The following is a 19,143-nucleotide window of genomic DNA, read 5'->3' on the forward strand; positions in this document are numbered from 1 at the left end:
ACCCTGGAGCGATCAGACAGCAACGAACGGCTAGTCCAGCATCCGCTTGGCGAGGAGCGCCCGGCATCGGGCGACCTTTTCATGGGCGAGCATGAGTTCGGTTTTCGCCTTGGAAAGCTCCTGCATGGCGACCTCAATGTCAGAGCCGCGAATCCAGTCGCGCAGCTTGTGGACGTCATCGAGATTCTCGGAAACGATATTGGCTGTGGCGCCTTCCAGAATCTCGAAGCGATGAGTGCAGATTTCACCCTCCTGCGCATGGCCGCAGGAGCAAAAAGCCTGGAGATTGCCAAGATCGTTCGCATCGCGCTCTATCGACACTTCATGGATATTGTCATCGGCGCCCATGACCGAAAACCGCAAAGCCTGTTTCATCTGTGATCTCCCCTCTCGCCGGATCTCTCCTCCAGCCAAACCAGTTTGCGCCAAGCTAGCCCAAGCCTTTCCGGCCCGCAATTCGCGGGCGCCCGCGTTCCGGTTCCCCTTGACGCATTGCGGCGCGGCGAAATCCGGCGAGAATGGCGGAAAAATGTGAGGACGCACCATGCTCATCCACCCCACCGGCCAGTTCGACAATCACGCGCGAGATTACAAAACCATCACCGCGCACCCTCTCGCCGCCGCCATGGGCGCCGAGATACGCGGCGCCGATTTCGCGAACATGTCCGATGAACAATTCCGCGAGATTGAAGACGCGCTTTTTCATCACAAGATGATCTATTTTCGCGACGTCGATCTTACCCACCCCCAGCATGAAGAATTTTCGCTTCGCTTCGGTGAGTGGGCCGAAGACGCCTATACGGATGGCATACCGGGGCATTTGAACATTCAGCCGCTGGTGCGTGCAGCGAACGCAAAGGGCGCGCATATTTTTGGTTCAGGCTGGCATTCGGACGGGCCGTTTCTCGTCAACCCGCCGGCGATCGCGCTTTTATACGGCGTCGATATTCCGCCCTATGGCGGCGACACGATCTGGGCGAACACCGCGCTCGCTTACAAAACACTGTCCCCGGTGATGAAAGAAATTCTCGCGCCCTTGCGCGTGCATATGTCCATGAAGCGCGCCTTTGAAAGCTCCATGGAACATGGCGAAGCGGATGACACGCCGGTCGGCAAACTTGCAAAACTGAAAGGCGTCGGGATGAACGACCTTCCCGAAGGCGTGATCCGAAAGGTCAAAGGCAATTTCCACCCGATCGTGCGAACGCATCCGGGTTCGGGCGAAAAGGCGCTGTACTGCGATCCGTCCTACTCTATCGGCATTGAAGGCATGATCGAGCCGGAGGCAGATGCGCTGCTCGGCTTTCTGTCAGCACACATGACTCAGCCGGCTTTCACCTGCCGCCTGCGCTGGGCGCCGAAAACGCTCGCGGTCTGGGACAACCGGATTTCAATCCACCAGGCGTTCAATGATTATGACGGCCATCGCCGTGAGCTCTATCGCACGACGATCGCCGGTGAGGCGCCGGCGTAAAACCTGTTACTGCACCTGCGCGGCGGCGGGACAGGCGTAAGGCGGCGGCGCGGACGCAATGGCGTAGGCGTCGGAGAACCACTTCTCTTCGAGCTCATCCCAATATCCGGAGAGATCCTTTTCAATCACCCATTCGTTCAATGCTTCGTGGAGTGCGTCGGAGTCCTGATCCGTGGCGAACGCTTCGATGGTGCGCGTCAAGGCGAACTCATGAGGGATGACATGCTTCACGCCGCCGAGATTTTTGGCCATATCGAGATAGGGGTCAAAAAGGACCGCCCCATCGATCTCACCGGAGGCGAGCGCCTCAAGAATTTCGGTGAAGGACGAATATCCCTTGAGATCCGAACCCGGGAACTCGCCATTGGCGACCATGCCGGAAACGCCGCCATGTTGAAAGCCGATAGAGGTGTCCTTGCGGTTCAGGCCGCGCAGGGTCTTGCCCTGCTTCGCCTTTGCGCGAGACATGATGAGGAAATATTCCGTGTCATGATAGGGCAGCGAAAAGTCCAGAAGCCGCCGTCGCTCCGGCATATTCGAATAGCCTGATGCGATCATATCCGCCTCACCGGACAGGACGGATTCCGCGAGATCGCAAAAAGGCTTCTCAACATATTCAATATCGAGGCCGAGCTTTTCGCCAAGCGCCTGGGTGGAATCGATCTCGAAGCCGGACAGCGTTCCATCTTCCGCCTTAATCACAAAAGGCGACAGCGCAGCGACGGCGACACGCAAGATTCCACGCTGCTTAATCTCGTCGAAATCGGCCGCATTGGCGCTTCCAGTAACCAGTAACGTCACCAAAGCAAGAACGGTCTTTTTCATCTCTATCGTTTCCTTAAAAGAGGGCGACGCCAGCAATATATTTGTGGCCGTAGAAGGCGACGGCGGCGAAAGCGGCGCCGCCAACGACAACAGCGATTACATCGTTTATCACCGGCCCCGCTGCGCGTCCGGTCTCGCCGCGTTTCTTGACTGCGATCCGGTCAATGACGGCATAGGCGAGAAACGACCCAAACAAGATGATTGATCGCAATTCGCCATTGACCAGGAGATGGGCGAACGCCCAGATTTTAACCCCGGCCAGCATAGGGTGCTTCGCGCCAGCCGCTATCTTCCCAGCAGGGATATAGGCCGCCGTCAACAGAATGAAGGCGATCAGCATTAACAGATGCGTGACATGGCGCAGCCAATAAGGCGTCGTATAGATGACGCTCGCATCGGCTGTCTTCCAGCCCATGATAATGAGTACAAAACCAGCTATCGAAACAAGGGAGTAAAGCCCTTTATAGGGCATCTCTCCGACTTTGCTGATGATTGCCGCGCGCGGGGCCCGCATCAGACCCGTAAATAGATGCGCGCCAAAAAAGATGATGAGTCCTGTCAGGAAAAGCGCCATTGTTGTTTCCTCTTGTTTGAATGGCGCAGGAGCGATTATTCGCCCTCATACTCCACCAGCGCCGTCACTTTTTTGCCTAACGCCCGTAATTTGTCGGCGCCGCCAAGATCAGGCAGGTCGACCACGAAGGAGCATAGCATAACCTCACCGCCTGCGCGCTCCAGCAGCTTTATAGCTGCGCCCGCCGTACCGCCCGTTGCGATGAGATCATCAACGAGCAAAATACGGTCGCCTTTCTCTACAGCGTCGACGTGAATTTCGACCTCATCAACGCCATATTCCAGTTCGTAGGACTCGGCGATAGTTTTATATGGCAGCTTGCCTTTTTTGCGGATCGGCACAAAACCAACTGAAAGCTGGTGAGCGATGGCGCCCCCGAGGATGAAGCCCCGGGCCTCGATCCCCGCAACCTTGTCGATTTTCTGGCCCGCCAGCGGTTGAACCAGCTCGTCAACTGCGCGGCGAAACCCGCGCGCATCGGTCAACAGGGTCGTAATATCCCGGAACATGATCCCCTTTTTCGGATAGTCGGGGATCGTACGAATGACTGATTTCAAATCCATAAGAGATTTCCGCGCCATGCTGTCGGGGCTTGCCGCGCCCCAGCGCCGACCATGGCGGAATCGCCTCTTGCGGGCAAGCGCTGCAACGCAACACAAACAACCCTCTGCAACCGCTTAAAAATCACCGCTTCACCGCTGATTTACCTCGCTTTATCCCTCAAAACTTGCCCTTTCAGCCGAATTGGCGAGACTGGCCAACGGGGCAGAATGCGCTATCTCTGAAGCATCACCGGAATCACGCGAGGAGGATCACCCGTGAAAAGATTTCTATTATGCGGCGTCGCCGTATTTGCACTGGCGGCCTGCGGCCAAAATAAAGACCAGCAATCAGGCGCAGAGGCCGATAAAACCGAAATGGCCGCCGCCACAACAACGCCGGAGCTCGGGGATTTTGGCGTTGACCTCGCTGACATCGATCCGGAAGTGGATCCGGGCGATGATTTCTTCCGCTACGTGAACGGCAAATGGCTCGACACATTCGAAATTCCTGAAGAGTTTTCGAGCTATGGATCTTTCACCGTACTGTTCGAACGATCTGAAGATCGTGTGAAAAGCATCATCGAGGACGCCGCAAAGAGCGATGCCCGCCCAGGATCGCTGGAGCAAAAAATCGGTGAGTACTACGCCTCATTTCTGGACACAGCCGCTATTGACGCAAAAGGGTTTGCCGTTGTTGCAGACGATTTTGCGAAAATAGACGCCGCACAAAATCATGAAGACATTGCGGCGCTGCTTGGCAATCCACGCATCGGCGCGGATTCACCTGTGGGCGCCTTTATCAGCGTCGACTCGAAACAGACTGATCAGTACACCGTATATCTGACGCAGGCCGGCCTTGGAATGCCGAACCGTGACTATTATCTCGATGACAAATTCGCCGACAAACGGCCGAAATATCTCGCTTATATTGAAAAGGCCCTCACTCTCACCGGCGTCGATGACGCCGCTGCGAAGGCGCAATCTATCTTGGACGTTGAAACAAAAATGGCCGAAGCTCATTGGGAGCCGGCTAAAAGGCGCAATCGCGACCTCACTTATAACCTGAAAACACGCGACGAGTTAAAGGCCTTCGCCCCGGAAATGCCTTGGGACGCAGCCTTTGACGCTGCTGGTTTAGGCGATGTGAGCAGCTTTATCGTTCGCGAGGACGACGCCATCCAGAATTTAGCGAAAATCTTTGCTGAAACGCCGGTGGAAACATGGAAAGCCTATATGAAGTTCCACCTTCTCAACGCCAATGCTGCGGTGCTCCCGTCTGATCTGGACGAAGCAAGCTTCGCTTTCTTTGGCACCGAACTTCGCGGCACACCGAAGCAACGCGAGCGCTGGAAGCGCGGCGTCGCTGCTGTTAACGACGCCATGGGCGAAGCCGTCGGCAAGGTTTACGTAGAAACATATTTTCCAGCCTCCTCAAAAGAGCAGATGCAGGACCTTGTCGCGAACCTCAGAGCGGCTCTGTCGCAACGCATCGATACGCTCCCCTGGATGGGTGATGAAACCAAATCCCAAGCCCAGGCCAAGTTGCAGAAATTCACGCCGAAAATCGGCTACCCCGACAAGTGGCGCGATTATTCCGATCTGACCGTTGCCGAAGGCGAAGCCTATGAGAATACGCTGGCCGCTAACGTGTTCGAATGGAACTGGTCGATTTCACGCTTGGGCGGGCCGGTCGACAAGACCGAATGGGGCATGAACCCGCAAACGGTGAACGCCTATTATTCTCCGCCGCGCAATGAAATCGTGTTCCCAGCGGCGATCCTGCAGGCGCCGTTCTTCGATCCGAATGCCGATCCGGCCGTAAATTATGGCGGCATCGGCGCGGTGATCGGTCATGAAATCGGCCACGGTTTTGATGATCAGGGCCGCAAGTCAGATGGTGACGGCGTGTTGCGCGACTGGTGGACCCAAGAAGACGCCGCGAATTTCCATGTGCTCACCGAAAAGCTGGGCGCGCAATACGCAACCTATGAGCCGGTGCCGGGATTCCACGTCAATCCTGAACTCACCATGGGTGAGAACATCGGTGATGTGGGCGGCCTCGCCATGGCCTATCACGCCTATAAACTTTCTCTCAATGGCGATGAGGCGCCAGTGCTCGACGGCTATACCGGCGATCAGCGTTTCTTTTTGGCGTGGGCGCAAGTCTGGAAACGCCTTAACCGCGAAGAGGCGCTAAAAAACCAGGTGGCCACCGATCCTCATTCCCCGGCGCGCTATCGCGTCAATGGCGTCGTCAGAAACATGGACGCCTGGTACGACGCTTTCAGCGTCACGGAAGAAGACGATCTCTATCTTCCTCCGGCAGACCGTGTGCAGATCTGGTAATTCTGGAAATATGCCTAAGAAAGAAAAAGCCCCGTACCGTCGGGGCTTTTTCTTTCCCGGCCCGGTTTGACCGAATAGCGCAACGGACATTAAAGTTTCATCAGTGACAGGGGAAGATAGAATGATCTTTAGAGTTGCCGTGTTTTGTTTTGCTGCGCTGGTTTTAGCTGGAGGTTGCGGCGGAGAAGCCGCAAATGACTCAAGCACAAGCGAACAGTTCGCACCAATCAAGCGGAAGACAGGGTCATTCTTCGAAGATTATAAAGCCTCTCTCCAGAAGGCTAAACCGGCCAAGTCTTTGCAGGTTTCAGGCGCGTGGGAAGGAGTTCTGTTTTGCCCCTCCGGCGTATTTCCGATTTCCATCGATCTCGGCCAAACGGCATTGGCCGTAAAAGGGGTCGCAACGATAGGCAGCGCCATCGGTGATGAAAGGCGCACAACGCCTTTTTATATAGAGCATCGCGAGCGCAAAGGCGCTGGAAAATATAGCCCCGCGGTGCAAAGCTTCACCTTCCGCTCCGAGCCGGAGGTTGGCGCGGACCCGCGACAGCAGCGCGGCATCTTCCTTGAAGCCCTGCTTTCTCCATCGAAAGGCGACATGGCGATTATCAATGTTTCGGAAACAAGCGGCGCCAGGTCCCAGCGCCAGTGTAGCGGCCTCGCCGCCCGCAATGAAGCGGCCGCAAAAATAAGATCATTCAGGGAAAATTCCGCGCTCATTCGCGCCGACCGGCGGCCAGTGACCCAGGGACAAAAATGCCCGCCGAAATATCGCAACTGGATAGACCAGATTGGCGCTGGCGCGAACGCTTTAGACGACGCCATTTTTGCACCGGCTTTCGGCGCACCGTTTCGCGACATTGATGCAGAAAAGATTCTTACTGCGAGTGCACTCATTTCAGGCTCCTGCGCTGAGACTGACGACCGCGCAAAAAATATCGAAGTCTTGCGTATTGGAGCAACGCTTCGCAACTACAAGGAATATGACGCTGCTAATCAGAGCTATTTGAAAGATGCAATAGTTGATGACTGGACCTCATGGGTAAATGGTGAGATCGAACGCGGGGTTTATTATGATTACTCGACTGCGGTCGCCCTGCGCGCGGCGCCAATTCGAACAGGTTTACGCGGCGATCCAAAAATAACCGACTTCGACAAGCGCCTCGCCACCCTTGTGGAAGAGGCGGAAAAATCAAAGAGCACTGACAATTTTGCGAAACGCATAGAGGACCAGAAAGAAAATTTCAAAACCCTGGTCAATATACCGCTGGAAGCGCAAAGCCGCGGCGACATCGATATGAGCATTGTCGCAGCAGGGCTGGATTATTATCTCGCCGACGCATCGCAAAGTTTTGCTGACAATGCCGATAAGGTGCAGGACGCCGTGTACATGCATTCCTGGACGAGCCAGTTCGCGGCCAGCAAATCCTGTCCCGCGGCAAGCCAGTCGACCTGCCAGGAAGCAGCGTCCGTATTCTCCAATAAAATAAAGGACCTTGCTGCAGCATACGCCAAGTTAGAAACTCAGGCTTTTCAAAACATTGCCAAAAAAGCCAGTGGAACAGACGGCCTCGCTGAACTTGTCGCTTTTGAAAATCGTCTAGACAAAGAGTACGGCGAACTGTTGACCCTCGCGCCGTTCGAGAATGGCCGAAAGCAACGCGAGAAGGCGCGACACTCACTTCAGCAGAAAAATATTCGCACTATTCGCACGGAAATCGAGAGCGCCAACATGGCGCCGGCTATACGGGCAATAGAAGATAAGTATTTTGTCGGGAACGATCTTGAAGCGCCAGCGCTACGTCAGATCGCCGCCGCGGTTGATAAAGGCCTTGCGGGAACGAAGCCCTTCTCGGGCATCGCTGGCGGTGAATATTTCAACGCCCTTTACAATCAGGACTTTGCGACTTTACGCGCGCTTGATCGTGAATATGTTGCGGGCATTCGCCCCTTAATGTCATTTGGCGCACAACAGGTCATTGAGCTTGGCCCCCTGATTAACGCTCTTAGCGGACAAAAGGCTGGACAAGTAGAGTCTGATATCGCGCACTGGGTCCAAAATCTGTCCGCACTTTACGCTGTATTCGGAACTTATCTTGTCGAATATCAGGACGTTTATAAAAAATGTTTGAAGCCCGGCGCCACAACCATCGAAATTTCCAGACGCACAGACTATGTGACCACCGACGGTTTCGGCAACGAGATCAGCCGCCGCAGAGGCTGGACGGATCGCGATTATTATCGTGTGAATCCAGAACTTTCAGGTCACTTCAATACGCTGTTCGGCGCTGCGACAGGCACGGCGCAGGCGCGGCTATTCGATCTCTTCCTTAATGACGCAAAAATCTCTCGTCTGCGTCTTGATACGGAAAAGCTCATGAGCAAATACGATTGCAAGTCTCCGGAAATTCAACAGCTCGAGGAAGGCTTCCTCGCTTATGACAGAGAGTTGAAGCGCCGCTGATCCTGAACATCTCAGTACTTTGTAATCGGCCTTTTGGGTGTTGATCGACGCCGAGCGGACTAGCTTGTTAACGAGTTGGTAACTCGTCTGTTTCGAAAAGCTTGAAATGTGTTCCTCAATGAAGAATTCGGCTAGTATAAATTAACCATATGCGAAGATGCTACTCTCAGTTGTACGGTCAGCATCAAGAGCAAAAAGCGTGGAAACGGGAAAGCCCTCTCCTCATACATCGCCTGTTTTTAAAAGCCAGCGCGGGGCCGTCTTTTATCTTGTCACGCTGGTTTTCGTCGGCGTTGATCTATTGCAGACCTTTCTGATGCAGGGGGCGGTTCCCGGGATGACGGAACCGCGCATGACCGGCATTGTCGCCCTGTTCTTTTTCGCCGTCATCGCCGCCTATTACCGGCTCACAGGTCAACTCAAGATTGCATCCATTGTGTTGATCGCTGTCGCTTATGCAGGGTCAGTCTATGCTTCGTTGAAACAAGGCGGTTCTCCCGCACCGACGCTTAACTATGTGCCATTCCTACCCATCGTGACCACGGTGCTTCTTGGACGAAGCGCCGGCGCTATATCTTTACACCTAAGCATCGTCGCGATTATTTTTTGCACTTACGCTGCGCAGACCGGACTAGCCCCGCCTTCACCCCACACGATTGAAGAGCTTCGCCTTTTGCTCGCTTCAGGTGGTGTGTTGCTTGCTATAGGCGTCACCGCCTATGCCATCATATATGAAAATCTCATCCTGAAAGCCGTTAAGGAAGCGGAGGGCGCAAAACGCGAAGTAGAGCAAAAAGCCGACGCACTGGAACAAAGTCAGGAATTTCTCGCGACGGTTATGGACGCCGCTCACGATGCGATCATCGCATCAGACGCTAGCGGCAAACTCTCAATTTTCAATCATGCGGCCCGAGAGATTCACGGCATTGATGCGCAGCCTCTGGACAGTCAGGACTGGCCTTCAACCTACAGTCTTTTCGAGGCCGACGGCGAAACACCGATGAAACTCGAAAATGTGCCGCTCTTTTGCGCAATGCAGGGACAAAAAGTGATCGGGCGTCAAATGGCGATCGCCGTGCCTGGCCGCGAAGTCAGATTCATGACCGCGAATGCAACGCCCCTATACAACGATAAAAAGGAGCTTATTGGCGCTGTCGCCACCATGCGCGACGTAACCAAAGAACATTTTCAGGAAGAAAAAATCCGTTCGCAGAACCGTGAAATCGACCATTTCGCACGGGTCGCTTCCCTCGACCTTCAGGCGCCGCTCAATCGCATCATTATGACATCCGAAGCGCTTATAAAATCGCCCGAGATTCAGGCGTCCGCCAAAACCCGCACTGACCTTGCCGCGGTCACCGCTGCCGCCAAGAAAATGGGCGCGCTCATAAAAGATGTTCTTTACATGTCACGCCTTCCTATTGGCGAAATTTCACTGCAGCCGGTGGTCGTCCGAGATTGCATTGAAGCGGCGATTGATCTCGCCGATCTCAGCGAAGCCGATTGCAGACTCGATTTTCGGTTCACCGGTTCCCATGACGTGATGGCGGACCCGCACAGCCTCACCCATGTTTTCAAGAACCTTATTGAAAACGCCTGGAAACATTCAATGCCTGGCGTCAGGGCCCATGCGGAATTCACCTGTATCGTCGAAGATGGCGCAGCTGTTTTAGGGGTCAAGGACAATGGCCCCGGCATGTCGCGCGAGCAGATTGATAAGCTTTTCACGCCGCTCGAACGCCTGCGCACGGATGACGACGCAGGTGGCACCGGGCTCGGGCTTGCGATCTGCCGCAAATCCATCACCCGCATGGGCGGCGAGTTCTGGGTTGAATCCGAACCCGGCCAGGGCTGTCACTTCCGCATGCGTCTCCCGCTGGCGGCGGAGCAGGCGAAAATCGCATCTTAAAGACACAATCTTTCTGGATGCTGCGCCCTCTTGGGCTTTGCGCCTGGGCGTCCTATAACCAGCCCCATGCAGGACAAAGAACAAATCCGCGAGGCCTTTAAGCGTGCATTGCTGCACGCGACGCGAGCGCTATCGGCCCAGCGCGACGTCGATGTCGCCTTTGGCGGGGAGCACGCCGCCGTTCAGGGGAAAACGGCGCGGATCCCGCTGCCTGCGCGTGTGCTCGATCCCACATCGGCCGCCATCGCCCGCGGGGAGAGTGACGCCGCGGCTTTGCGCCTCGCCCATCATGACAGCGCGGCCCATGCCCGCCTGGCCCCAAAAGGCGCTGAAGCGCGCGCGGTCTTCTCCGCCCTCGAAAACGCCCGTTGCGAGGCGATCGGCGCCATGGCGCTTAAAGGGGTCGGCGACAATCTCGCCGCGTCACTTGAAAAAATCATCACTGATAAGGGCTATGACCGCCAGTCCGTGACCGACGCCATGCCCATGGCGGACGTGGCTGCGCTGCTCTTGCGCGAGCGCCTAACCGGCCGCACGGCACCCGCCTCCGCGCAAGGCATCATGAACACATGGCGCGACGAATTGGAAAGCAAAGCCGGCGCCTCGCTCGATGCCCTAGCGAACGCCGCCGCTGTTGACGACCAGCAAGCCTTCGCGGCGCTCGCCAGGGAGTTCATTCGCGATCTCGACCTCGATGATGAAGATCGCGGCGATGAACAAAGCGACGATGAACAGAGTGGCGAAGAATCCGAGAGCGACACCGAAGACGATGGCAATGAGGGCGACGATGAAACCGGCGCCGACGAAATGCCGGACGATCCGGGCAGCGGCGAGGCTGATGCGTCGGATTCGGAAATGTCAGAACAGGACATGGAAAGCGCGCTGGAGGAAGATGACGGCGCGAGTGAGAATGCTAAAATATCCTCCCTCCGAACGAAGTTTGAAGGCGATTCAGGCGCAGCGTACTCTGCCTATACAACCGAATTTGATGAAATCGCTGATGCGGTCGAGCTTTGCGATCCGGAAGAATTACAGCGCCTGCGGCGCTCTCTCGACCGCCAGCTGGAGAACCTTCACGCTGTCGTCTCGCGTCTCGCAAACAAGCTCCAGCGCAAATTGATGGCGCAACAAAATCGCAGCTGGATGTTCGATCTTGACGAAGGCGTCCTCGATGCGGCGCGCCTGGCGCGGATTGTCGCCGACCCCATGCAGCCGCTCTCCTACAAGATGGAGCAGGAGCAGGATTTCCGTGACACGGTAGTGACGCTCCTCATTGATAATTCCGGCTCCATGCGCGGCCGGCCGATCACCATCGCCGCGATCTGCGCTGACATTCTCGCGCGCACGCTGGAACGCTGCGGCGTCAAGGTCGAGATCCTTGGCTTTACGACCCGCGCATGGAAAGGCGGACAATCCCGCGAGAAATGGGTCGCCGACGGACGTCCCGCAAAACCCGGCCGTCTCAATGATTTGCGCCATGTCATCTACAAGTCAGCTGACGCGCCATGGCGGCGGGCGCGCACGTCCCTCGGTCTGATGATGAAAGAGGGCTTGCTCAAGGAAAATATCGACGGCGAAGCGCTCATGTGGGCGCATCAGCGCCTGCTTGGCCGGCCCGAGTCACGGCGCATTCTCATGGTGATTTCCGATGGCGCGCCGGTGGATGACACAACCTCGTCAGCAAATGGCGGCGCCTATCTGGAGCGTCATCTGCGCGAGGTGATCGGTTACATCGAGAACCGCTCGCCGGTGGAGCTTCTCGCTATCGGCATCGGCCACGATGTGACGCGCTATTACCGCCGGGCACTCACCATCGTCGACGTGGACCAGCTTGGCGGAGCCATCATAGATAAGCTCGCTGAGCTTTTTGATGAAGACGCGCCAGAGCGAAAAGGCCGAGGCCGCGCGGCTTAATCTTTCCGCTTGGCGTGAATTTCAAATTCAACACGCGCGGCTAGCGCCACGCCCTCTTCATCGAGCCACGAAGCGTTTTCTCCGAGACCGAAATCAGTTCGGGTCAGATCAGCGCCGCCAATGGCGCGCGCCTTGTCTTCCTTGAAATCAAGTGTGAAGTTGAGCGTAACCGGCCGCTCTATATCCTTGATGATCAACGTTCCATCGGCGACATACTCGCCATTCCCAAGCGCGCGCACCGAGGAAGTTTCGAATGTCGCCTGCGGATGGTTTTTGACATCAAGCCATTCCGAGCCCGGAAGGTTGGAATCACGCAATGAATCGCCCGTAGACGCAGACGCCGTTGAGACGATGACGCGAATTTCAGCGTCGCCCGGATCAGCGGGATCAAACTCTATATCCGCCTGAAAATTCCCAAATGAACCCTTGAACTCATTACCGTTTTCAGACCCCACAAAAACCAGCTTGCTTATATCATAGTCGACGATCCAGTTGCCGCCTCCGGCGCCATGTGTATGCGAATGCGATGCACTAGCCTGCGCCGGCGGCGCGCCGCTGGTTGAAAGATAAAAGAGCGACGCTGCTCCGAGTATTACGAAAACTCCTGCAAGCCCAAACCATGTGCTTCTGCGTTCAGGCGCCATGCTCGCAAAGACACCGTCCTTGTCGATGAAAGCATGTTTCAGCGCCGCGCCCACATGCAGCGCTAAAAGAGCCAGAATCGCATAGGCAAGCAGTTCGTGACGCTCTTCCATAATATGTTCAACCGCTTCGCGATCAGTAACGCCGCCGAAGAACGGAAGATGGGGTACGGGGATGAAACCGAACCATTTGGTCGGAATATCAGTGGGCGAAACCGAGACGATCGCCCAACCGGCGAGCGGAGTTAAAATCATCAACGCATAAAAAAGCCAGTGCGTTCCGCGCGCGGCGAGCTTTTGCCAGTCTGGCATAGCGGCGGGCAATGCCGGCGTCTTATGTGTAAAACGCCAGCCCAGCCGCAGCAAAGACAAGACCAGGATCGTCAGCCCGAAGGATTTATGCAGCTGATAGAGATCAAATTTTACTGGCGAAGAATTCGCCAGTCCGTGCATATATTTGCCGCCAATGATCTGCCCAATGATGAGCGCGGCAATCGTCCAGTGGAGGATTGCCGCGACTGGGCTGTAACGCACGCCAGCCAAGATTTACTCGCTCGCAGGAGCAGGCATTTCCCACTCGGTTTCGATGACTACATTAACTTCATCGCTGACGATGGGAACCAGGAAGCCCAGATCAAACTCCGACCGCAAAAGTTTTGCCTTACCTGAAAAGCCAAGCTTGTATTTATTGCCGCGTTCGTCATAGGCGCCTTTGTGAAACACCACTTCGAGAGTCACCGGCTTGGTGACGCCTTTCATTGTCAGATCGCCAGTGACCTTGCCGGTGTTGGCGCCGGTTTTTTCCACGCTGGTGCTAACAAATGTAATTTCGGGATAATTAGCCGTGTCGAAAAAGCGCTCACCATTCAGGTGCCCGTCAAATTCCTCAACGCCGCTATCAATAGATGTCGTATCAATCGTGATGTTGACGCTGGAATTTTCAGGCGCCTCGGCGTCCCAGTTCAGCGTCCCGGTCCAATCGTTCCAGCGCAGCCACGGATTGGAATAACCTTGGTGGAAATAGGAAAAAGTGATGTAGCGGTGCTTGTAGTCCGGCTCATAAGCGCCAGAGATCGCTTCGAATTCAGCAGCGTCTGCGTCCTGTTGCGCACTCGCCGTCTCATTAGCCGCCACCTCGCTCGCGCTCTGGCTGTCGGCGGATTGTCCGCAGGCCGCAAGAGCAAGCGTCGCGGCAGAAGCAAGGGCAAATTCTCTCAACATCATGAAGTCCGTCCTTCTCGTTTTTCAATCATTCCAACGATAAACTATAAACTGATCCGTCGCCTTGCGCAGCGGCATCACACAAGCGTGAAGCTTATTCGCCCCAGCGGCTGATGATCGCTTTCATATCCGGACGCCCACGCTCTTTGGGATCTTCTGTTGCGGTTCCAATATAAACGTAGCCTGCGACTTTTTCACCAGGTTCAAGCCCCAAAGCTGCGAGCGCCTTTTCATCAAAGGCATACCATTCTGTTAGCCATTGCGCGGCGAATCCATAAGCCGAGGCAGCCAGAAGCATATTCTGACAGACCGCCCCGGAGGTCAAAATCTGTTCCCATTCCGGCGTACGATGGTTAGGATTAGTGCTGGAAATGACAGCGACAACGACCGGCGCGCGCAGGAACCGGTTACCCTCACATTCTGCTCTCGCCTCGTCTGCTTCAGGTTCATTTTCCACAAAAACCTCTTTCAGGGCGAGGCCGAAACGCGCCCGCGCCTCCCCCTCAAACACAATGAAACGAAACGGAACCACGCGGCGGTGATCGGGCGCACGGGCGGCGATAGTCAGAATATCCTGCAACTGCTCCGCGTCCGGTCCTGGCCCGGTGAGGAAATCGGCCGGTGTTGACCGACGCGTCCGCAACGCTTCCAGGGTTGCTTGGCTCGGATGCGCCGAGGCCAGAGTCTCACCCAATTCCGGATATTTTATGCCGTCCGCCATGCCGCCTTTGCTCTCCTACTTGGCAAATGAAATGTGCCTGATAAGGAGTAGACGCAACCCCCGCTCATCCACAAGGCCCCTCCTGAAGGCCGGATGATGATAGGGGGAAGTGACTGTTATTAAAGGTGGGAAACCTATTCATGGCTGGGGCGATTGCCGCATCGGCGGACGGATTTTTAACACGGCTTCAGGCGGGGCGACTGCCCGCACCGCTAGCGGAAACAACTCTTGCGGACGCCGGGATGACCGCACGCGACTTAGCTGCTCTGTTCGAGAGCCAGCTTACAAGCCGCCGCCTCGACCTTGAAGCGCGCAGGCTTGGCGCGGAAAAACGCGGGTTCTACTCCATCGGCTCCTCCGGCCATGAAGGCAACGCCGCCGTTGCGCGCGCTTTCCGGATCGATGACCTGGCGTTTCTGCATTACCGTTCCGGCGCATTTTATGTGGAACGCGCGTCGAAACTGCCGGGCCAAAACCCCATCTGGAACATGGCGTTATCCTTCGTCGCTTCCTCGGAAGACCCGATTTCGGGCGGGCGCCACAAGGTTATCGGTTCGAAGCCGCTTTTCATTCCGCCGCAAACATCCACCATCGCCTCACACCTGCCCAAGGCCATGGGCGCGGCCTTTTCCATCGCCCTGTCACGCACGCACAGGCGGCCAAACCCCGAACTGCCGCGCGACAGCGTTGTCCTTTGTTCCTTCGGCGACGCCTCGGCGAACCACTCAACAGCCGTTGGAGCTATCAATGCCGCCGCCCATACGGGCTATCGCGGTCTTCCCCTGCCGCTGGTCTTTGTTTGCGAGGACAATGGCATCGGCATTTCGGTGAAGACGCCCGAGGACTGGATCGCCGCCAATTACGGTGCGCGAGCGGGATTGCGTTACATTTTCGGCGATGGGCGCGACGTGGTGGACGCCATGCGCGCGGCCCGTGCTGCGGAACGCTGCGCCCGGGGCGCTAGGGCGCCTGTCTTTTTGCATTTGCGCACTGTGCGCCTCATGGGCCACGCCGGTTCCGATGTTGAAAGCACCTATCGCGAGCGCGCTGAAATCGAAAAGGAAGCTGATCAGGACCCGCTGCTTCACACCGCACGCCGCCTCATCGAAGAAGGCGTCATGTCCCTTGAAGATATCGAAGCTCTTTATACAGATATCGGCGGGCGGGTTTACCGCGCCATGGAGCAAGCAACTACGCGCCCAAAACTCACAAGCGCTTCAGCCGTGACTGCCTCCCTGCTTCCACCTGCCCGACCTCGGCGCGCGATCCGCCCGGGCAAGACCATGCCGAATGCGCCGGACGACGCCCGCGCCAGAACCGAGCCGCAACATATGTCACGGCTGATCTCGCTTGCCCTCGCCGAGCAGATGGAGCGCGACGAAAATGTCGTGATCTTCGGCGAGGATGTCGCGAAGAAAGGCGGCGTTTACGGCGCAACCACACGGCTACAGCCAAAATTCGGGCCGTCGCGTGTGTTTGACACCATTCTCGACGAACAATCCATTCTGGGCATGGCCATTGGTCTCGGTCATAATGGCTACATCCCTGTGCCCGAGATTCAATTCCTCGCCTATGTACACAACGCCGAGGACCAGTTGCGCGGAGAAGCCGCCTCTCTGTCTTTCTTTTCCAATGGACAATTTACAAATCCAATGGTGGTGCGCATTGCCGGCCTCGCCTATCAGAAAGGTTTCGGCGGGCACTTCCATAATGACAATTCCGTCGCCATCTTCCGCGATATTCCGGGTATCATTCTGGCTTGCCCGTCTTCAGGCGCCGAAGCCGTCAAGATGATGCGCGAGGCGTTCCGGCTTGCGCGCGAAGAAGGCCGCGTCGTTGTCTTCCTCGAACCCATCGCGCTTTATCCAGTGAAAGATCTGTACGCCGAAGGGGACGGACAGATGACTTCCGTTTTCAACGAGATTGAAGGCAAGGCCGATTTCGGCGCCGTCAACCAGATTGGCGACGGAACCGATCTCGCCATCGTCACTTATGGCAATGGCGCATGGCTGTCTCAGCGCGCATCGAAAGCGCTTACTGAGAACGGCGTCTCCGCGCGCATTATCGATCTACGCTGGCTCGCGCCGCTGCCCATGGACGCGATCATCGACGCAATCGGCGCCTGCGAGAATGTCCTCATCGTCGATGAGTGCCGCAAGTCAGGCTCCGTGAGTGAGGAAATCATTGCGCAGTTCGCCGACCGCGGAGTTTCCCGCAATCTCTCTCGCATTACCGGCGTCGACACGTTCATCCCATTAGGGCCCGCCGCCGATACAGTGCTGATCAGCGAGGCCGATATCGTCCATGCGGCGCTTGCGCTGACAGGTAAGACAAACAAACGAGCCGCGGAATGAAAAAGTCAGCCGTCGTTATTTTTCCGGGCCGTGGCACCTACGGCAAGGATGAGTTGGGTTATCTGACGCGCCATCACACAGATAAGGCGGCGTTCATCAAGGGCGTCGACGACTGGCGCGAGCGCCAAGACCGCGAGACAGTCTCCGCGCTCGACAACGCGAAAACCTATTCCGCTGCGAAACATGCGTCTTCGATCAACGCCTCGGCGCTGATCTATACATGCGCGCTTGCTGACTTCGCCGCGATCAACCGCGATGAATTCGACATCGCCGCGGTCTGCGGCAATTCGCTGGGTTGGTATCTGACACTTGCCGGCGCTGGCGCCGTAAACCCTGTGAACGCCATCCGCCTTGTGGACACCATGGGCGCGTTGATGGAAACGCAAGGCAAAGGCGGACAACTCATCTATCCATTCGTCGGCGAGGACTGGCGCGAGAGCCGGGCCAACCTCAAAGCCATCAGCGACGCAATTCACGCCGGGCGCACGGAAGGGCAAGCATACCTGTCCATTCGCCTCGGCGGCATGGCGGTGCTGGCGGGCGATGACGCGGGCATGGCTGCCATGGAGCGCGTCTTGCCGCAGGCTGAAGGGCGTTATCCTTTCCGGCTGGCGCGTCACGCGGCGTTCCACACACCGCTTCTCAGTCATGTTTCAGATGCAGCCTTCAACACGCTAGAACCCGAAATTTTCCAGTCGCCGAATCTGCCAATGATCGACGGGCGCGGTGCAATCTGGTCACCTCATGCAAGCGACCTCGGCGCACTTTATAACTACACCTTCGGTCATCAGATCATAGAAACTTACGACTTCTCCAAATCCATCGAAGTCGCAGTGAAGGAATTCGCGCCGGACAAACTGATCCTCGCCGGGCCCGGAGCAACACTTGGCGCACCCATCGCGCAGGAACTGATACGGCATGAATGGCTAGGCTTATCTTCCAAGGCCGACTTCTCGGCGATGCAGAAAGAAGACCCATTCCTAATCGCCATGGGCCGCGCGGATCAACGAGCACTGGCGGTTTAACGCTGTTGCTTACTGCGCCGGCGATCCCATGCTGTCAGGGTCTACGCCGATCGCCTCCATGCGTTCACGCCATTTTTTATAGGCGAGCGCTCGCATGTCTTCGACTTTGTCATACTCGTCAGTGATCTCGAGACCAATCAGCGTTTCAACGACGTCTTCAAGTGTGACAAGGCCCTGCACCGAACCATATTCATCGACCAGCACTGCGATATGGCTTTTCTCATGCATCAGTTGATCGAATACCTCCGATGCGGAGAGCCTGTCAGTTAGGATGAGAATATCGCGCCGGAACTCCGAGAGCAGCGCCTCGAAGCGATCTTTCGCCTGCGCCACCAGAAGATCGGATTTGATGACAAACCCGACCACATCGTCTGTCCCTTTTTCGTAAACGGGAATACGCGAAAACGGTTTGTCGGCGTGTTTTGAGAAAAACTCCCCGACTGTCATCGCCGCCGGGGCCGAGAAGATCACAGAACGCGGGGTCATGATGTCCCGCGCCGAAAGGAGTTTGAGGCGCATCAGATTCTGGACGATCTTGAGCTCCTTTTTCTCAAGCAGCCCTTCCCGCGCGCCGATCTCGGCCATCGCTTCCATCTCGTCGCGGCTGAAAGATGACGCACCGGCGTTGCCGCGCGCGAGCAGCCGCGTCAGCTTTTCGGAAAGCCAGACAAAGGGAAACAAGAGCACCGTGAGCCATGAAATCAACCGGCCGAATAGCGGGGCCAACGCCTGCCAGTATGTCGCCCCGAGCGTTTTCGGGATGATTTCGGAAAAGATCAGGATCAGGAGCGTCAAAACGCCTGACGTGACCCCGAGATAGGCGCTGCCGAAGACCTTGGTGGCCTGGGCGCCGACACCCGCGGCGCCGACTGTGTGCGCTATTGTGTTAGCCGTCAGGATAGCCGCCAGTGGCCGGTCGAGATTGTCTTTTAACCGCTGAAGCGATCTGGCGCCCCGCGCACCCCTGCGTTCCAGCATCTTGATGTAAGAAGGCCTCACAGAGAGTAGTACGGCCTCAGCGATGGAACAGAAAAACGAAACCAGAATGGCGAGAAGAAGATAGAAAATAAGCAGCGTCATTCAGGCATGGTACCATATTTTACTTGCAAGATGGCTAGAATGATCGCCAAAAC

At 56.4% G+C, this 19,143-nt stretch carries 15 protein-coding genes; 7 read left to right on the forward strand and 8 right to left on the reverse strand.

Translation table 11 applies throughout. The annotated features are described in order from the left end of the window. Positions 1 to 30: 30 nt before the first annotated feature. A complete protein-coding gene (locus ACFOOP_RS15545) occupies positions 31 to 375 on the reverse strand; it encodes a hypothetical protein (RefSeq protein ID WP_379882047.1) in 345 nt (114 codons plus the stop codon). 169 nt (positions 376 to 544) lie between these two features. Here ACFOOP_RS15545 and ACFOOP_RS15550 point away from each other — a divergent pair, with 169 nt between their 5' ends. Next, a complete protein-coding gene (locus ACFOOP_RS15550; protein WP_379882048.1) occupies positions 545 to 1,474 on the forward strand; it encodes a TauD/TfdA dioxygenase family protein in 930 nt (309 codons plus the stop codon). Between the two features lie 6 nt (positions 1,475 to 1,480). Here the strand turns inward: ACFOOP_RS15550 and ACFOOP_RS15555 are convergent, their stop codons facing one another. From ACFOOP_RS15555 to ACFOOP_RS15565, 3 genes are read right to left on the reverse strand one after another with little or no spacing between them, the layout of a single operon-like run. Continuing rightward, entirely contained in the window at positions 1,481 to 2,299 is an 819-nt protein-coding gene (locus ACFOOP_RS15555) for a substrate-binding periplasmic protein (RefSeq protein WP_379882049.1), read from the reverse strand. Positions 2,300 to 2,312: 13 nt separating this feature from the next. Continuing rightward, the gene (locus tag ACFOOP_RS15560) at positions 2,313 to 2,873 is read right to left on the reverse strand and encodes an NnrU family protein (RefSeq protein ID WP_379882050.1); all 561 of its coding nucleotides are present in this window, start codon (positions 2,871 to 2,873) and stop codon (positions 2,313 to 2,315) included. Between the two features lie 35 nt (positions 2,874 to 2,908). After that, the gene (locus tag ACFOOP_RS15565; RefSeq protein ID WP_379882051.1) at positions 2,909 to 3,436 is read right to left on the reverse strand and encodes an adenine phosphoribosyltransferase; all 528 of its coding nucleotides are present in this window, start codon (positions 3,434 to 3,436) and stop codon (positions 2,909 to 2,911) included. A gap of 255 nt (positions 3,437 to 3,691) precedes the next feature. Between ACFOOP_RS15565 and ACFOOP_RS15570 the strand changes: the two genes are divergently transcribed. The 4 genes from ACFOOP_RS15570 (at position 3,692) to cobT (ending at position 12,048) form a co-directional block, all read left to right on the forward strand. Next, entirely contained in the window at positions 3,692 to 5,761 is a 2,070-nt protein-coding gene (locus ACFOOP_RS15570) for a M13 family metallopeptidase (protein ID WP_379882052.1), read from the forward strand. Positions 5,762 to 6,143: 382 nt separating this feature from the next. Beyond that, a complete protein-coding gene (locus tag ACFOOP_RS15575) occupies positions 6,144 to 8,225 on the forward strand; it encodes a hypothetical protein (RefSeq protein WP_379882053.1) in 2,082 nt (693 codons plus the stop codon). A gap of 199 nt (positions 8,226 to 8,424) precedes the next feature. Then, a complete protein-coding gene (locus tag ACFOOP_RS15580) occupies positions 8,425 to 10,134 on the forward strand; it encodes a sensor histidine kinase (protein ID WP_379882054.1) in 1,710 nt (569 codons plus the stop codon). A 66-nt stretch (positions 10,135 to 10,200) separates the two neighbouring features. Beyond that, positions 10,201 to 12,048 carry a cobaltochelatase subunit CobT gene (gene cobT / locus ACFOOP_RS15585; RefSeq protein ID WP_379882055.1) on the forward strand — a complete coding sequence of 616 codons (1,848 nt, stop codon included), beginning with the start codon at positions 10,201 to 10,203 and terminating at the stop codon, positions 12,046 to 12,048. On the opposite strand, the gene ACFOOP_RS15590 is transcribed toward cobT, so the two are convergent. The 3 genes from ACFOOP_RS15590 to ACFOOP_RS15600 form a co-directional block, all read right to left on the reverse strand. Beyond that, the gene (locus ACFOOP_RS15590; RefSeq protein WP_379882905.1) at positions 12,045 to 13,223 is read right to left on the reverse strand and encodes a cytochrome b/b6 domain-containing protein; all 1,179 of its coding nucleotides are present in this window, start codon (positions 13,221 to 13,223) and stop codon (positions 12,045 to 12,047) included. The genes cobT and ACFOOP_RS15590 overlap by 4 nt on opposite strands. A gap of 12 nt (positions 13,224 to 13,235) precedes the next feature. Then, a complete protein-coding gene (locus ACFOOP_RS15595) occupies positions 13,236 to 13,913 on the reverse strand; it encodes a YceI family protein (protein WP_379882056.1) in 678 nt (225 codons plus the stop codon). Between the two features lie 91 nt (positions 13,914 to 14,004). Next, positions 14,005 to 14,631, reverse strand: a complete 627-nt coding sequence (locus ACFOOP_RS15600) for a nitroreductase family protein (RefSeq protein WP_379882057.1) — start codon at positions 14,629 to 14,631, stop codon at positions 14,005 to 14,007. Between the two features lie 140 nt (positions 14,632 to 14,771). On the opposite strand from ACFOOP_RS15600, the gene ACFOOP_RS15605 reads away from it, so the two are divergent. Both ACFOOP_RS15605 and ACFOOP_RS15610 read left to right on the forward strand, forming a co-directional pair. Further along, complete coding sequence (locus ACFOOP_RS15605; protein ID WP_379882058.1) at positions 14,772 to 16,985, forward strand: thiamine pyrophosphate-dependent enzyme; 2,214 nt, start codon at positions 14,772 to 14,774, stop codon at positions 16,983 to 16,985. Beyond that, positions 16,982 to 18,010 (forward strand): ACP S-malonyltransferase, encoded by a 1,029-nt coding sequence (locus ACFOOP_RS15610; RefSeq protein ID WP_379882059.1) that lies wholly within the window; start codon positions 16,982 to 16,984, stop codon positions 18,008 to 18,010. The genes ACFOOP_RS15605 and ACFOOP_RS15610 overlap by 4 nt, the downstream gene beginning before the upstream one ends. A gap of 9 nt (positions 18,011 to 18,019) precedes the next feature. Here the strand turns inward: ACFOOP_RS15610 and ACFOOP_RS15615 are convergent, their stop codons facing one another. Next, a complete protein-coding gene (locus tag ACFOOP_RS15615; protein ID WP_379882060.1) occupies positions 18,020 to 19,090 on the reverse strand; it encodes a hemolysin family protein in 1,071 nt (356 codons plus the stop codon). Positions 19,091 to 19,143: the final 53 nt, after the last annotated feature.

Origin of the sequence: Hyphococcus aureus, assembly GCF_042643165.1 — a bacterium.
GTDB classification, from domain to species: Bacteria; Pseudomonadota; Alphaproteobacteria; order Caulobacterales; family Parvularculaceae; genus Hyphococcus; species Hyphococcus aureus.

What these genes read in the sequence shown, in the direction of transcription:
- ACFOOP_RS15545 (WP_379882047.1), bottom strand. Translation starts at nt 375, where the DNA reads ATGAAACAGGCTTTGCGGTTTTCGGTCATGGGCGCCGATGACAATATC.
- ACFOOP_RS15550 (WP_379882048.1), top strand. Translation starts at nt 545, where the DNA reads ATGCTCATCCACCCCACCGGCCAGTTCGACAATCACGCGCGAGATTAC.
- ACFOOP_RS15555 (WP_379882049.1), bottom strand. Translation starts at nt 2,299, where the DNA reads ATGAAAAAGACCGTTCTTGCTTTGGTGACGTTACTGGTTACTGGAAGC.
- ACFOOP_RS15560 (WP_379882050.1), bottom strand. Translation starts at nt 2,873, where the DNA reads ATGGCGCTTTTCCTGACAGGACTCATCATCTTTTTTGGCGCGCATCTA.
- ACFOOP_RS15565 (WP_379882051.1), bottom strand. Translation starts at nt 3,436, where the DNA reads ATGGATTTGAAATCAGTCATTCGTACGATCCCCGACTATCCGAAAAAG.
- cobT (WP_379882055.1), top strand. Translation starts at nt 10,201, where the DNA reads ATGCAGGACAAAGAACAAATCCGCGAGGCCTTTAAGCGTGCATTGCTG.
- ACFOOP_RS15595 (WP_379882056.1), bottom strand. Translation starts at nt 13,913, where the DNA reads ATGATGTTGAGAGAATTTGCCCTTGCTTCTGCCGCGACGCTTGCTCTT.
- ACFOOP_RS15600 (WP_379882057.1), bottom strand. Translation starts at nt 14,631, where the DNA reads ATGGCGGACGGCATAAAATATCCGGAATTGGGTGAGACTCTGGCCTCG.
- ACFOOP_RS15605 (WP_379882058.1), top strand. Translation starts at nt 14,772, where the DNA reads ATGGCTGGGGCGATTGCCGCATCGGCGGACGGATTTTTAACACGGCTT.
- ACFOOP_RS15610 (WP_379882059.1), top strand. Translation starts at nt 16,982, where the DNA reads ATGAAAAAGTCAGCCGTCGTTATTTTTCCGGGCCGTGGCACCTACGGC.
- ACFOOP_RS15615 (WP_379882060.1), bottom strand. Translation starts at nt 19,090, where the DNA reads ATGACGCTGCTTATTTTCTATCTTCTTCTCGCCATTCTGGTTTCGTTT.